Source organism: Aquipuribacter nitratireducens (assembly GCF_037860835.1).
Lineage (GTDB): Bacteria > Actinomycetota > Actinomycetes > Actinomycetales > JBBAYJ01 > Aquipuribacter > Aquipuribacter nitratireducens.
The window spans coordinates 265610-278680 of sequence record NZ_JBBEOG010000005.1 but is presented as its reverse complement, the minus strand read 5'-3'; the positions used below and the strand labels follow the sequence as shown (position 1 = coordinate 278680).

Annotated in this window: 16 protein-coding genes; 7 read left to right on the top strand and 9 right to left on the bottom strand. The window is 76.5% G+C overall.

Going from position 1 to position 13071, the window contains the following annotated elements:
• Window positions 1-152: 152 nt before the first annotated feature.
• The 3 genes from nhaA to WAB14_RS11950 are packed head-to-tail and all read left to right on the top strand — an operon-like array spanning window position 153 to window position 3000.
• Window positions 153-1562 carry a Na+/H+ antiporter NhaA gene (gene nhaA, locus WAB14_RS11960; protein WP_340270052.1) on the top strand — a complete coding sequence of 470 codons (1410 nt, stop codon included), beginning with the start codon at window positions 153-155 and terminating at the stop codon, window positions 1560-1562.
• Window positions 1563-1572: 10 nt separating this feature from the next.
• The gene (locus WAB14_RS11955; protein ID WP_340270050.1) at window positions 1573-2040 is read left to right on the top strand and encodes a phage holin family protein; all 468 of its coding nucleotides are present in this window, start codon (window positions 1573-1575) and stop codon (window positions 2038-2040) included.
• A gap of 21 nt (window positions 2041-2061) precedes the next feature.
• A complete protein-coding gene (locus WAB14_RS11950; RefSeq protein ID WP_340270048.1) occupies window positions 2062-3000 on the top strand; it encodes an alpha/beta fold hydrolase in 939 nt (312 codons plus the stop codon).
• Window positions 3001-3013: 13 nt separating this feature from the next.
• On the opposite strand, the gene WAB14_RS11945 is transcribed toward WAB14_RS11950, so the two are convergent.
• From WAB14_RS11945 to nth, 3 genes are read right to left on the bottom strand one after another with little or no spacing between them, the layout of a single operon-like run.
• Window positions 3014-4228 carry a MarP family serine protease gene (locus tag WAB14_RS11945; protein ID WP_340270047.1) on the bottom strand — a complete coding sequence of 405 codons (1215 nt, stop codon included), beginning with the start codon at window positions 4226-4228 and terminating at the stop codon, window positions 3014-3016.
• Complete coding sequence (locus WAB14_RS11940) at window positions 4225-4944, bottom strand: NUDIX hydrolase (RefSeq protein WP_340270046.1); 720 nt, start codon at window positions 4942-4944, stop codon at window positions 4225-4227. The genes WAB14_RS11945 and WAB14_RS11940 overlap by 4 nt, the downstream gene beginning before the upstream one ends.
• Window positions 4941-5669: an endonuclease III gene (gene nth / locus WAB14_RS11935; protein ID WP_340270120.1), complete on the bottom strand. Its 729-nt coding sequence runs from the start codon at window positions 5667-5669 to the stop codon at window positions 4941-4943. The genes WAB14_RS11940 and nth overlap by 4 nt, the downstream gene beginning before the upstream one ends.
• A gap of 233 nt (window positions 5670-5902) precedes the next feature.
• Here nth and WAB14_RS11930 point away from each other — a divergent pair, with 233 nt between their 5' ends.
• On the top strand, window positions 5903-6391 hold the full coding sequence (locus WAB14_RS11930) for a hypothetical protein (RefSeq protein WP_340270045.1): 489 nt from the start codon (window positions 5903-5905) through the stop codon (window positions 6389-6391).
• A gap of 138 nt (window positions 6392-6529) precedes the next feature.
• Window positions 6530-7204: a Crp/Fnr family transcriptional regulator gene (locus WAB14_RS11925; RefSeq protein ID WP_340270043.1), complete on the top strand. Its 675-nt coding sequence runs from the start codon at window positions 6530-6532 to the stop codon at window positions 7202-7204.
• A 16-nt stretch (window positions 7205-7220) separates the two neighbouring features.
• Here the strand turns inward: WAB14_RS11925 and WAB14_RS11920 are convergent, their stop codons facing one another.
• The 5 genes from WAB14_RS11920 to WAB14_RS11900 all read right to left on the bottom strand — a co-directional run bounded on the left by WAB14_RS11920 (window position 7221) and on the right by WAB14_RS11900 (window position 10338).
• Window positions 7221-7781, bottom strand: coding sequence for an NUDIX hydrolase (locus WAB14_RS11920; RefSeq protein WP_340270041.1), 561 nt, complete (start codon window positions 7779-7781; stop codon window positions 7221-7223).
• Window positions 7778-8572, bottom strand: coding sequence for an MBL fold metallo-hydrolase (locus WAB14_RS11915; RefSeq protein ID WP_340270039.1), 795 nt, complete (start codon window positions 8570-8572; stop codon window positions 7778-7780). Before WAB14_RS11915 ends, WAB14_RS11920 begins: the two co-directional genes overlap by 4 nt.
• Window positions 8569-9336: an NUDIX domain-containing protein gene (locus WAB14_RS11910; protein ID WP_340270037.1), complete on the bottom strand. Its 768-nt coding sequence runs from the start codon at window positions 9334-9336 to the stop codon at window positions 8569-8571. The genes WAB14_RS11915 and WAB14_RS11910 overlap by 4 nt, the downstream gene beginning before the upstream one ends.
• Before the next feature lie 15 nt (window positions 9337-9351).
• Window positions 9352-9894 carry a RidA family protein gene (locus tag WAB14_RS11905; RefSeq protein ID WP_377003018.1) on the bottom strand — a complete coding sequence of 181 codons (543 nt, stop codon included), beginning with the start codon at window positions 9892-9894 and terminating at the stop codon, window positions 9352-9354.
• 285 nt (window positions 9895-10179) lie between these two features.
• Window positions 10180-10338, bottom strand: coding sequence for a Sp36 family protein (locus WAB14_RS11900; protein ID WP_340270035.1), 159 nt, complete (start codon window positions 10336-10338; stop codon window positions 10180-10182).
• A gap of 107 nt (window positions 10339-10445) precedes the next feature.
• On the opposite strand from WAB14_RS11900, the gene bagA reads away from it, so the two are divergent.
• Together bagA and bagB are read left to right on the top strand one after the other, a co-directional pair.
• The gene (bagA, locus tag WAB14_RS11895) at window positions 10446-11507 is read left to right on the top strand and encodes an ATPase BagA (RefSeq protein WP_340270033.1); all 1062 of its coding nucleotides are present in this window, start codon (window positions 10446-10448) and stop codon (window positions 11505-11507) included.
• Window positions 11441-12691, top strand: coding sequence for an ArsA family ATPase (gene bagB, locus WAB14_RS11890; protein ID WP_340270031.1), 1251 nt, complete (start codon window positions 11441-11443; stop codon window positions 12689-12691). The genes bagA and bagB overlap by 67 nt, the downstream gene beginning before the upstream one ends.
• Here bagB and WAB14_RS11885 read toward each other — a convergent pair.
• Window positions 12678-12980: a WhiB family transcriptional regulator gene (locus WAB14_RS11885; RefSeq protein ID WP_340270030.1), complete on the bottom strand. Its 303-nt coding sequence runs from the start codon at window positions 12978-12980 to the stop codon at window positions 12678-12680. The genes bagB and WAB14_RS11885 overlap by 14 nt on opposite strands.
• Window positions 12981-13071: the final 91 nt, after the last annotated feature.

Sequence of the window (13071 nt, the reverse complement as noted above, 5' to 3'; positions counted from 1 at the left end):
GGACGCACGGTCGCGGCGGGCGGCGCCGGCCGGGGACCCGCTAGCCTGGGACGCAGGTGAGCCGGGAAGCCTGGTCGGCACCGCCCGCGAGGGCGGTCATGGTGTCCTCCGTGGCACCGTCCGAGCGACGTCGAGCCCCTGGAGGTCAGCCCGTGCCGAACGGTCCTGCCCACGACCACGACCAGCCGCCCGCCCACGGCGACCGGAGCCACGAGTCGCACACACCGCGGCTCGTCCTGTTCCGGGCGGGCGAGGGCCGGGACCGGGTGGTCATCGCCGACGCGCTCCGCACGGAGACCGTCGGTGGTGCCGTGCTCCTCGTCGCCGCCGTCGTCGCGGTCGTGTGGGCGAACCTGCCCGTCCGGCAGGTCTACGAGGACCTCCGTGAGTTCGTCCCGTACGCGGGCTCCCTCGTCGTCGGGCCGCTGGAGTTCGGGCTCGACCTCTCCCTCGCGAAGTGGGCCGCCGACGGCCTTCTCGCGATCTTCTTCTTCATCGTCGGCCTCGAGCTGAAGCGCGAGTTCCTCGCGGGGTCGCTGCGCAGGCCGTCACAGGCCGCGGTCCCCATGATCGCCGCAGTCGGCGGCATGGCCGTCCCCGCGCTCTTCTACACCCTCGTCGCGGCGAGGGCCGGCTCCGACGCCCTCGTCGGGTGGGCCATCCCCGCCGCCACCGACATCGCGTTCGCGCTCGCGGTCCTCGCCGTGATCGGCTCGAACCTGCCGGGCGCCCTGCGCGCGTTCCTCCTCACGCTCGCGGTGGTCGACGACCTCCTCGCGATCATCATCATCGCGGTCTTCTACACGTCCGAGCTGCGCATCGAGTACCTCGCCGGGGCGCTCGTCCCGATCCTCGTCTTCGCGCTGCTCGTCCAGCGCCGCATCACGGCGTGGTACCTCCTCATCCCGCTCGCGCTCATCGCGTGGCTGTTCGTCCACGAGTCGGGCGTCCACGCCACGATCGCGGGCGTCCTCCTCGGCTTCACCGTGCCGGTGCTGCGTCCGGAGCAGGACGGCGACTGCCTCGCCTCCCACCTCGAGCACGTGTGGCGGCCCGTGTCCGCCGGCCTGGCGATCCCCCTGTACGCCTTCTTCGCCGCAGGCGTGAACTTCACGGAGGAAGGGCTCGGCCAGGTCTTCGCCGACCCGGTCGCCCAGGGCGTCGTCGTCGGCCTCGTGCTCGGCAAGGTCGTCGGTGTCTTCGGCACGACGTGGCTGCTCGCGAAGTTCACCCGCGCCGAGCTCGACCGCGACCTCGCGTGGCCGGACGTCCTCGGCGTCGCGCTGCTCGCCGGGATCGGCTTCACGGTCTCCCTCCTCATCGGTGAGCTCGCGTTCGGCGCCGAGTCGGAGACAGGCCAGCACGTGACGGCGGGTGTCCTCTTCGGCTCCCTCATCAGCGCGATCCTCGCGTCGCTCGTCCTCGCCCGTCGCAACCGCGGGTACAAGCGGATCGCGGAGCGCGACGACGCCGTGCCGCCGGCGCGCGAGCAGGTGCGTGAGGGCGAGGAGAAGGCACGCGAGAAGATTCACGAAGAGGCCGAGCGCGTCGACCCGCGCTAGCGTGCTGGACGTGCCAGCCACAGCCAGCGACCGATCCATCGGGCAGCTCGTCAGTGACGCGCTGGAGGACGTCCGCGCGATCGTCCGGCACGAGAGGGACCTCGCGAAGGCGGAGATCACCGCCGCCGCGAAGAAGGGCGGGGTCGGCGCGGCCCTGCTCGTGGTGGCGGCGTCCCTGCTGGGGCTGTCCCTCATCTACCTCCTCATCGCCGCGGCCGAGGGGCTTCACGCCGCGGGCATGACCCGGTGGGGCGCGTACCTCGTCGTCGGCGGCTCGCTCGTCGTGCTCGCCGTCGTCCTCGCTCTCGTGGGCCTCGCGATGCTCAAGCGGGTGCGCGGGCCCGAGCGCGCCGTCGAGCAGGGCAAGGGCACCGTCGACGACGTGAAGGACGCCCTCCACGGCCACGAGGACAGCCCGCCGGTCGAGGCGGTGCCGCCCGTGGGCGCCGCGGGGACCCGGGCGAACGCCACCCGCTGAGCCCACCGGCGGACCACGCCCATGGTCCGGCGGCGACCGCTGTTCCCGGCGCACCTCAGCGACGCCGCCGTCGTCGGGGTCCCGGGTCCGTGGGAGCACCGCTTCGTCGGGGCGCACGGCGCCCGCTTCCACGTCGCGGTCCTCGAGCCGGCGCCGGACCCTGCCCGGACCCCGGGGGAGCACGCGCCGCTCGTGCTGCTGCTGCACGGCGGTCTCCAGAACTGGTTCGCGTGGCGTCACGTCGTGCCGGTGCTCGCGGCGGCCGGGTGGCGGGTCGTCGCGGCCGACCTCCGCGGGCACGGCGCGAGCGACGCGACGCCCCGGGGCTACCACCAGGCCGGGCTCGCCGACGACGTCGACGCGCTAGTCCGCTCCCTCGGACACGACCGGGCCGCCGTCGTGGGCCACGACCTCGGCGGCTGGGTGGGGTGGACCCTCGCCCACCGGCACACCGACCGCGTGGCCGGGCTCGCCCTCGTGGCGACGCCGCCGCCCTCCCCCGGCGTCCTCCTCGGTCGCGGTGTCACGAGGCGCTGGCCGGCGCTGCTCGCGGCCGCGCAGGTCCCGGGGCTGCCCGAGCGGCGGCTGCTGCACCACGACGGCGTGCGCCGGTTCCTCGACGCGGGCCGCGCAGGCCGCACCCCCGAGGCGGACGTCGCGTACTACGTCTCGTGCGTGCGCGTGCCGTCGGTGGCGCACACCGTGCTGGAGCCGGCGCGCTGGCTCGCCCGCGCGTCAGTGCGCCCGGACGGCGCACGATGGTGGCGCGCCGTGCGCACTCGGCCCCCGGTGCCCCTCCTCACGGTCGCGGGCGAACGTGACGGTCTGCTCGGCCCGCCGAGCCGGGACGCCGACGTCGTCGTGCCGGGCGTCGGACACCTGCTGCCGGAGGAGGCTCCCGCCGAGGTGTGCGACGCGCTCCTCGCGTGGCTGCCGACGGTGCTGCCGACCGGCGTCTGACGGCCCGGCGCACTCAGCCGGCGACGCACCCGCCGGTGTCGACCTGCTCGCTCGACCCGGCACCGTCGAGCACGGGCCCCGCCTCGGCGAGCGTCACCGCGTAGCCCGTGCCGGCGTCCTGCAGGCTGCGCGCGAACACCACCCCGACGACGGCCCCGGTGGGGTCGAGCACGGGGCCGCCGCTGTTGCCCGGACGCACCTGCGCCGCGAGGGAGTACACCTCGCGCTCGACGCCCGGCTCCCCGTAGATGTCCTCGCCCACGGCGGTCACGACGTCGCGCACCCGTCCTGCACCGATGACGTACGGGCCGTTGAGGGGGAAGCCGGCGACGACGGCGTCGTCGCCGCGGCCGAGCGGCTCACCGACCGGCAGGGGACGCGCCTGCAGGCCCGGGACGGCGAGGACGGCGAGGTCGCGCTCGGGGTCGAACGCGACGACGCTCGCGGGCAGCGCCTCCCCGGTGCCACCGACCTGGACGCGCGGCTCGTCGACGCCCGCGACGACGTGGGCGTTCGTCACGACGCGCTCGCTCGCCCACACGAAACCCGATCCCTCCTGCCCGCGCCGGCACTCGTCGGCGATGCCGGTGATCCGCACCACCCCCGCGGCCGCCCTGGCGACCCCGGGGTCCTGGAGGACCGCGGCGTCCGGCGGGTCCACCGGCAGGAGCGGCTCGACGACCTCACCGGCGAAGACGCGCGGGAACAGCTCGCCGCTGACCTCGTCGTAGTACGCCTCGATCGCCCCGCCGACGCGGTCCGGCACCAGCGCCTCGACGGCCGTGTCGAGGGCGGAGACGACGCGCGACCCGGCGACGGCGCCGGACAGCGTGGGGAACGGGCTCACCCGCACGGCCCCGGCCACCAGCCACACGACCGCGGACGCCGCGACGACGGCCGCGACGAGCCCGGTCGCGGCGTCGACGGCCCGGGCGGGCCGCCACGTCACGGCCCCGCGGAGCAGGCCGGCGAGCGAGGCGAGCAACACCTGGCCGACCACCCCGAGGAGGACCGCGCCCCCGAGCAGGACGAGCGAACGCGTCGCACCGGGGGGCAGGCCGGGCAGCAGGCCGGGCAGGAACCAGGCCCCCAGGAGGACACCGCCGACGAACCCGACGAGCGAGCCGAGCCCCACCACGAGCCCCTGCCGGAACCCGGCCCCCGCGTACCCGACGAGCAGGACGACGAGGAGGACGTCGAGGACGACGGACGGGCTGATGCCGCTCACGGGCCGCCCTCCGGCTCGTCGAGCTGCCCGGAGTCGTCGAGCGGGGAGCCCTCGTGGTCGACGACGGGCGTCGTGTCCCACGGGACGGCGAGACCGGCGAGGTCGAGCAGCCACGACAGCAGCCCGGCGGTGAAGCCCCACACGAAAAGCCCGCCGACGACGAAGCCCGGGCCCTCGCCGCGCCCGGCCGGGTAGCGGACCCCGACGCGGGTGCCCGGGTCGACGAGGTCGGCGACCGGCACGCGCCGCACCGAGGCGACCTCCGCGAGGTCGACGGCGCGCACGGGGCCGGGGTCGTGCCACCAGCCGACGACGGTGACGACCTCGTGGTTCGAGGGCGGCGCCCACAGCGGCGGCAGCGTGCCGAGCACCGTGACGGACGCCGCCTGCACACCCACCTCCTCGTGGGCCTCCCGCAGCGCGGTCGCGACGTCGTCGGCGTCCTCGGGGTCGCGGCGGCCGCCGGGGAAGGCGACCTGGCCGGCGTGGCTGCGCAGCGTGTCCGCGCGACGGGTGAGGAGGACGTCGGGCCCGTCCGGCCCCTCGCCGAGGAGCACGAGGACCGCGGCGCGACGCACCGGCAGCCGTCCCGCGACCGGGGCGGGCGGTCGCGACCGCCAGCCCTCGGGCAGCCGCTGACCCGCCGCCACGGCCCGCCGCCACGGCACGAGCCAGTCCGGCTCGGCTCGCGGCGTGCCCGAGGTCTCGGCGCTCACGCCCGCCCCTGGGTCCGGACCAGCGTGGCGGCCACCGCCGGGTCGGTCTCCCCCTCGCCGTACGACGGGCACCACCGCGCGACGGGGCACGCCCCGCACGCGGGACGCCGGGCGTGGCACGTGCGGCGCCCGTGGAAGATCAGCCGGTGCGACAGCATCGTCCAGTCCCGCCGCGGGAACAGGGCACCGAGCTCGTGCTCGGCCTTGACCGGGTCCTCCGTCGTGATCCAGCCGAGCCGGCGACCCACCCGACCGACGTGGGTGTCGACGGTGATGCCGGGCACGCCGTAGGCGTTGCCGAGGACGACGTTCGCCGTCTTGCGGCCCACCCCGGGAAGGCGGACGAGGTCGTCGAGGCGTCGGGGCACCTCACCCCCGTGGTCGGCGACGAGCGCGGCGGCCAGCCGCAGCAGGGAGTCGGACTTCGCGCGGAAGAAGCCGGTCGGGCGGACCACCTCCTCCAGCTCGGTGCGGTCCGCGGCCGCGAGCGCGGCGGCGTCCGGCCAGCGCGCGAACAGCGCGGGCGTGACGGCGTTGACCCGGCGGTCCGTGCTCTGCGCGGACAGCACCGTGGCGACGAGCAGCTGCAGCGGTGAGGTGAAGTCGAGCTCGCACCGGGCGTCCGGGTAGTGCGCGGCGAGGAGGCGGTGGACCTTGCGCGCCCGGCGCACGAGGGCGAGGTCGGGGGCGCCGGCGGCGCGGGCACCCGCGCGCGGAGCGCTCACCTCCGAGGCCGTCTCGGGTGCGGACGGGGTCGCGGGCGGCACCGCACCAGGGTAGGTGCTGCCGCTGGTCGCCCTCCCGGGTGACGGTCCGGTCGGGAACTCACGTCGACGTGCCCGGGGGCCGACGACAACGGGGCACGGCAGCAGGGGCGGCACGAGCCGCACGTGTGCCGCACGACGGAAGGACCTCCATGCGCATCCCCCGGCAGGCGACCCCTGGCGACCGCTCCGCTGTGCCCGGTTCCCCTGGCACGAGCGGGTCGGGCGTCGACGCGCTGCGGGCGCGCCTGGAGGGTCTCGTCGGGGACGTCCGTGCGGTCGAGTACTGGCAGCGCCTCGTGCAGGCCCGCACCGACCTCGTCGTGGCCGGCCTCCTCTACGGCGCACCCGTGCCCACGACCGCCGAGCGGCTCGTCGGCGGCGCCGTCTCCCACGACGCGACCCCGCCCGGTGGCGAGGTCGTGGGGCTCGACCGCGTCCTCGCGGACCTCGCGCCGCTGGACTGCTCGGAGGACGGCCCCGGCGCGCACCTCGAGAGGCTCCGGCGCACCGCGGCGCGCCTCGCCGAGCGCCGTCACCACCTCGTCGCGGAGGTCGACGCCGTCTCGCTCGCCCTGCGCGACGCCGCGGAGCTCGTCGCCGAGCGTGCCGGACGTGCCGCCGGCGCGAGCGACGAGCGCGCCGACCGCAGGGTGCCCGCGATCGCCACCGGCGACGCCTGAGCGGTCCCGCCCCCCCGGATCTGCCGCGCCGCACCGTGCGGTGCGGCGTCACGACGCCGTGTCGGGCATGATCCGTGACGTGGCGCGACCGCGCCCGCACGGACGGCGTGACGACGACGCGACCCACGGGAGGCGGACATGGCCGAGGAGGTCCTGCGAAGGGCACCGCTGCTCGCCGCCCTCGACGAGGACTCCGCACGGGCCCTCGTCGCGCGCATGCGCCCCGTCGAGCTCGCGCGGGGCGAGCGCCTCTTCCACGAGGGCGACCCCGGTGACGCCCTCTACGTCATCGAGACCGGCAAGATCAAGCTGGGCCGGCGGGCGGCCGACGGGCGCGAGAACCTCCTCGCGATCCTCGGCCCCGGCGAGATGTTCGGCGAGCTCTCCCTCTTCGACCCGGGGCCGCGCGTCGCGACGGCCGTGGCGGTCTCCGCGGGGCGGGTGCACTCGCTGACCCGCGACGACTTCGTCCCGCTCCTGGACCAGCCCCGGGTCGCGCTGTCGCTGCTCGCCGCGCTCGGGCGCCGGCTGCGCCGCACGAACGAGGCGCTCGCCGACCTCGTCTTCTCCGACGTCCCCGGTCGCGTGGCCAAGGCGCTCCTCGACCTCGCCCGCCGGTTCGGCCGCCAGACCGACGACGGGGTCCTCGTCGCCCACGACCTCACCCAGGAGGAGCTCGCCCAGCTCGTCGGGGCGAGCCGGGAGACGGTGAACAAGGCGCTCGCGGACTTCGCCGGCCGGGGCTGGCTGCGGCTGGAGGCTCGCGCGGTCACGATCCTCGACGTCGAGCGGCTGCGCCGCCGGGCGCGCTGAGCGAGCCTGGGCGCCGTCACAGCCCCGCGAGCCACCAGAGCAGGGCGACGAGGCTGAGACCCTCCGGTACCTGTCCCGTCGCGACGAGCTCCCGGGCCCCCGCACGGGACCACCACCGGACCTCGTCGGCCTCGGCCGGGTCGTGCGCGCCGCGGCGCTCGACCGGCACCGCCGTGCACACCTCGAAGCGGTGGTCGCCCACCCCGCCGATGGGGTGGAAGCCGCTGACGTGCCGGACGTCGTCGACGAGCCAGCCGGTCTCCTCGAGGGTCTCGCGGGCCGCGGCGGCCTCGACGCCCTCGCCGGGCTCGAGCCGCCCCGCGGGCACCTCCCACCCGTCCCGGCCCGTGACGACCCGGTGCCGGTGGAGCAGGAGGACCTCCGGATCACCGGCCGCTCCCTGCTCCCGGACGACGAGGCAGCCGACCGCCGGCACGGGCTGACGCAGCGCGTGGTGCTCGTAGCGGTGCCCGTCGGGGTGCTCGACGTCGACCAGGTGCAGCGACACCCACTCGCTGTCGTAGAGACTGCGCTCGCCGTGGACCCGCCACCGGCTGGTGCGGGGTGCCTCGGTCATGCGGTCGCGGGGCGGGCGAGGTGGACGAGCGTCGCCCGGACGGTGCGTCCGGCCGCGTGGACGAGGACCGGGTCGGTGACCTCCGGGTAGACGCGGGCGACCACCGCGTCGACGAGCGCGTCACCGTCGAGGTCGTCGTCGAGGTCGTCACCCAGCGCGGTGAGGGCGGTGCGCACCTGCTCGACGCGGGCGTGCCGGTGCGCGAGCAGGTCCCCGAGGGCGCGGACCAGGTCCGGCAGGACGGGTCCGTGACCGGGCAGCCCCCGCCAGCTGCCGTCGCCCCCGACGCGCGCCCGCAGCGCCGCGAGCGACGTGAGGTAGTCCGTGAGGTCGCCGTCGGGGTGGGCGACGACCGAGGTGCCCCGTCCGAGGACCGTGTCGCCGGTCAGCACCGCCCGGCGGCGCGGCAGGACGAGGGCGACGGAGTCGTCGGTGTGACCGGGCACGGCGAGGAGCTCGACCGGCTCGTCGGTGGCGGCCCCGAGCCGGTCGGCGTCGGGGGCCGACCCGAGGGCCGGGTCGGCGGCGAGCACCGTCCCCCCGGCCGCGGCGAGGGCGTCGCGCAGCAGCGGGTGCCCGAGCGCCTCGGCGTGGTCGGGGTGGCGGTGGGTGAGCAGCACTCCCGCGAGCGCGTCACCGGCGGCCGCGAGCACGGCCGCGACGTGGGCGTCGTCGGCGGGCCCCGGGTCGACGACGAGGACCCGCTCGGCCCCCAGCAGACACGTGTTCGTGCCCTCGAGCGTCATGGGGCCGGGGTTGTCCGCACGCACGAGACGCGGCTCGCCCGTCACGACAGCGCCCCCGCGTGCCGCGGCAGCAGCAGGGCGACGTCCGGCCGGCCGTCCTCCCCCGGCGGGCCGTCGTGCCAGGCGGCGCGGGGCACGACCGGCACGAGCGTGCCGGCGTCGACGAGCCGGTCGGCGACCTCGGTGGCCGCGACCGTCCCGGACGGGTGTGGACCGGTGGCGGCGGACCCGAGGGCGGAGAGGACGGCACGGGTGGGCGGCAGGGCGGCTCGTGCGCCGTCGCGGACGTCCTCGAGCAGCGTCGGGGGCGAGGCCCACCCGAGCTCGTGCACCTCGTCCGGGGTCGCCGGCGCCGCTGCGTCGTCCGGCCCGTCGGGCGCCTCGACGACCGTCACGAGGAAGGTCGTGTCGAAACGACGGGGCTCGTGCTCGGGCGTCACCCACCGTGCGAAGGGCCGCAGCGTGCGCGGGTCCGGCGCGACGCCCGTCTCCTCCGCGCACTCGCGGGCGGCCGTCCGCGCGAGCACGGTGAAGCGGTCGGGAGGTGCTGGGTCGTCGGGGCGGCGACGCCGGTCGGTGTCCTCGACCGCACCGCCGGGGAACGCGAGCAGGCCCGGCCACGTGCGCAGCCGACGCCCGCGGGTGAGCCACAGCACCTCGACCCCGCCGGCCGGCCCGTCCCGCAGGACGCAGACGCTCGCGGCGGGGACCGGCTCCGGTCCCGCGGGGCTGCCGGACTCCAGCCAGCGCCGGGCGTGCTCGTCACCGGCGCGCGGCAGCCGCAGCGCCGTGGCCTCGGGCTCGCTCATGCGCCGGCGCCCGGGTCAGCCGACCTGGACGACGACCTCCACCTCGACCGGCGCGCCGAGGGGCAGGGCCGAGACGCCCACCGCGGAGCGGGCGTGGCGGCCGGAGTCGCCGAAGACCTGGCCGAGGAGCTCCGAGGCGCCGTTGACCACGACGGGCTGGGCGGTGAAGCCCGGCGCGCTCGCGACGAAGCCCGTCACCTTCACGACGCGCACCACCGAGTCGAGGTCGACGACCGACGCGACGGCGGCGAGGGCGTTGAGCGCGCAGCGTCGCGCCAGCGCGGCGGCCTCCTCCGGCGTGACGTCGACGGCCTCGTCGCCGACCACGCCCGTCTTCGGCAGCGCACCGTCGACCATCGGCAGCTGGCCGGAGGTGTAGACGAGGTCGCCGCTGCGCACGGCCGGGACGTACGCGGCCAGCGGCGCGGGTGTCGCCGGCAGCTCGAGACCGAGCTGGGCGAGGCGCTCGGTCGGGGTGCCGCTGAGCTCGACCGGCGCCTCCTCCGAGGGCTCTTCGTCGTGGGCCGCATCGACGGGCGTCGCGTCGTCGTGCGCCACGTCGTCGTGGGCCGCGTCGTCGTGGGCCGACGCACCGTCGGCGTCCGCGCCGTCCGGCTCGGAGTACGGCAGGTCGTCGACCGGCTGCCCGGGCGGGGCGTCGAGGTCACCCCCGCCGTCGGGGGACACCGCAGCGGGCGCGTCGGCGGCGTAGTCCTCCTGCGGCTGGGTCGCCGTCGCCTCGGCCGGCTCGTCCGTCCGCACGGGCGTGTGCTCGTCGCGGGACTCGTGCTCCGTCGTCACCGGGTCTCCAAGGGGTCGGGATGGGCAGGAAGGGACACGCGCTCAGGCCGAGCGCGGACGCTTGAGGTAGGCGACGAGGCCCTGGCCGCCGGGTCCCTCTATGACGTTCACCAGCTCCCAGCCGTCCTCGCCCCACTGGTCGAGGATCTGCTTGGTGGCGTGGACGATCAGCGGCACCGTCGCGTACTCCCACTTCTGCATGTGGCGCAGCGTACAAGTGCCCAGGTCCCGGGGTGGCATGCGCGCGATCACGAGGCCGCGCGGCCCCCGGGCGTGCCGGTCGCCCCGCGCGTCCCTACCGTTGTCCCGTGCCCGACCTCCTCGCCGCCCGGGTGCGACTGCACGTGGTGACCGGCAAGGGGGGCACCGGCAAGACGACGGTCGCGGCCGCCCTCGGCGTCGCCCTCGCCCGACGCGGTCGACGCGTCCTGCTCGTCGAGGTCGAGGAGCGGCAGGGGATCGCGCGCGTGTTCGACACCGCGCCGCTCGGCTACGAGGCGAGGTCGCTCGTCCGCGTCCCCGGGGGCGAGCTCCTCGGTCTGTCCGTCGAGGCCAAGGCCGCGCTGCTGGAGTACCTCGAGGTCTTCTACCGGCTGGGGCGGGCGGGGCGGGCGCTCGACAGGATCGGGGCGGTCGACTTCGCGACGACGATCGCGCCGGGTCTGCGCGACGTGCTCCTCACCGGGAAGGTGTACGACGCCGTGCGCCTCAAGCGCGGCCGCCGCCGCGGCGACGGGCCCTACGCCTACGACCACGTCGTCGTCGACGCCCCGCCCACCGGCCGGATCGGCCGCTTCCTCAACGTCAACGCCGACGTCGCCGAGCTCGCGCGCATGGGGCCGGTCCACAGCCAGGCCGCCGCGATGACCGAGGTGTTCCGCGCGTCCGCCACCGCGGTCCACCTCGTGACGCTCCTGGAGGACATGCCCGTGCAGGAGACCGTCGACGCCGCGACCGAGCTGCGCGGCCTCGGCCTTCCCCTCGGCGGCCTCCTCGTCAACCAGGTGCGCCCCACCCTCGTCGACGCCGACCGGCTCGCTGACGTCGCGGCCGGTCACGTCGACGTCGCGGCGCTCCGCACGGGGCTCCAGGAGGCCGGCGTGCCCGGGCGCCGCCCGAAGGTGCGCGCCGAGGCACTCGCGCAGCAGGCGGTCGAGCACGCCCAGCGGGTCCAGCGCGAGGCGAGCCTGCGTGGCCGGCTCCACGAGGTCGGCCTACCCGTCGTCGAGCTGCCCCAGCTGCACGGGGGTCGCGACGGGCTCCACCACGGCGGGGTCCACGAGCTCGCCGACGCCCTCACGGCGTGGGCGACGACACCCGCGCCGCCGACCACCTCGGGTGCGCCGCAGGCCACGGCGGGCCGGGCGTGAGCGGGGCGACGGCGACGGCGAGGACCGGGACCCGGCTCGACGTCGACGCCCTGCTCGACGACCGCTCCGTCCGGGTCGTCGTGTGCACCGGGTCGGGCGGGGTGGGGAAGACGACGTGCGCCGCGGCGCTCGCGCTGCGGGCCGCGGAGCGCGGCCGGCACGCCGTGGTCCTCACGATCGACCCCGCCCGGCGGCTCGCGCAGTCCATGGGGCTCACCGAGCTCGACAACACCCCGCGACCCGTCGAGGGCGTCGACACGACGGCCGGCGGGACCCTCGACGCGATGATGCTCGACATGAAGCGGACCTTCGACGAGGTCGTCGAAGCGCACGCGAGCCCGGACAAGGCCGCCCAGATCCTCGCCAACCCCTTCTACCAGTCGCTGTCGAGCTCCTTCTCCGGCACGCAGGAGTACATGGCGATGGAGAAGCTCGGGCAGCTGCGGGCCCGCACCGAGCCGGACGGCTCCCCGACGTGGGACCTCATCGTCGTCGACACGCCCCCGAGCCGGTCCGCGCTCGACTTCCTCGACGCGCCCGAGCGGCTCGGGTCGTTCCTCGACGGCCGCCTCCTGCGTCTGCTGCTCGCTCCGGCGAAGGCGGGAGGGCGGGCCTACGTCCGCGTGTTCTCCGCCTTCGCGGGCGGGGTGACCGGGCTCATGAACCGGCTGCTCGGCGCCCAGATCCTCGCCGACCTGCAGACCCTGCTCGGCGCCTTCGACTCGATGTTCGGGGGCTTCCGCGAACGGGCGGAGGCGACGTACTCGCTCCTGCAGGGCCGGGGCACCGCCTTCGTCGTCGTCGCGGCACCGGAGGAGGACGCCGTCCGCGAGGCGTGCTTCTTCGTCGACCGGCTGCAGGCGGAGTCGATGCCGCTCGCGGGCGTCGTCGTCAACCGGACGACGACGACGGCGGACGACTCGCTCGACGCCGACACCGCGCTCGCGGCGGCGGAGCGGGCGAGCGGCGCGGTCCGGGAGGCGCTGCTCGTGCACGCGCGTCGCTCGCGCCGGGCGGTCGCCGAACGGGAGGTGGCGGCGCGGCTCGCGCACCTGCACCCGCCCGTGCCGACGGTCGTCGTGCCCGCCCGCCCGCTCGACGTCACGACGCTCGACGCCCTCCGCGAGGTCGGGGCGGACCTGTCGACGGGCCAGCCGGTGGCTCGGCGCCTCAGCTCGCCGTGACGTGCCGGCGGCCGGCCTCGTGCCGGCGCTGCGCGTGCATGAGCACGGCCCGCCACGACGTGACCTCCGGGTGGTCGCGCAGCAGCTGACGCCGCTCGCGCTCCGTGGCGCCGCCCCACACGCCGAACTCGGTCCGCGTGTCGAGGGCGTGCGCGAGGCACTCGCTGCGCACGGGGCACGCCCGGCACACCTGCTTGGCCTGCTGCTGCGCCGCGCCCTGCACGAACAGCGCGTCCGGGTCCTCGGCGCGGCAGGCGCCCTGACTCGGCCACTCCTCGATCCACGTCATGCGGACCTCCCTCCCGTCCCGCCGGAGTCCCTTGCCCGCGGGGCGTCTCGCCTGGTTCGCCGCCTTCCGACGACGTGATCGACGGTAGGGA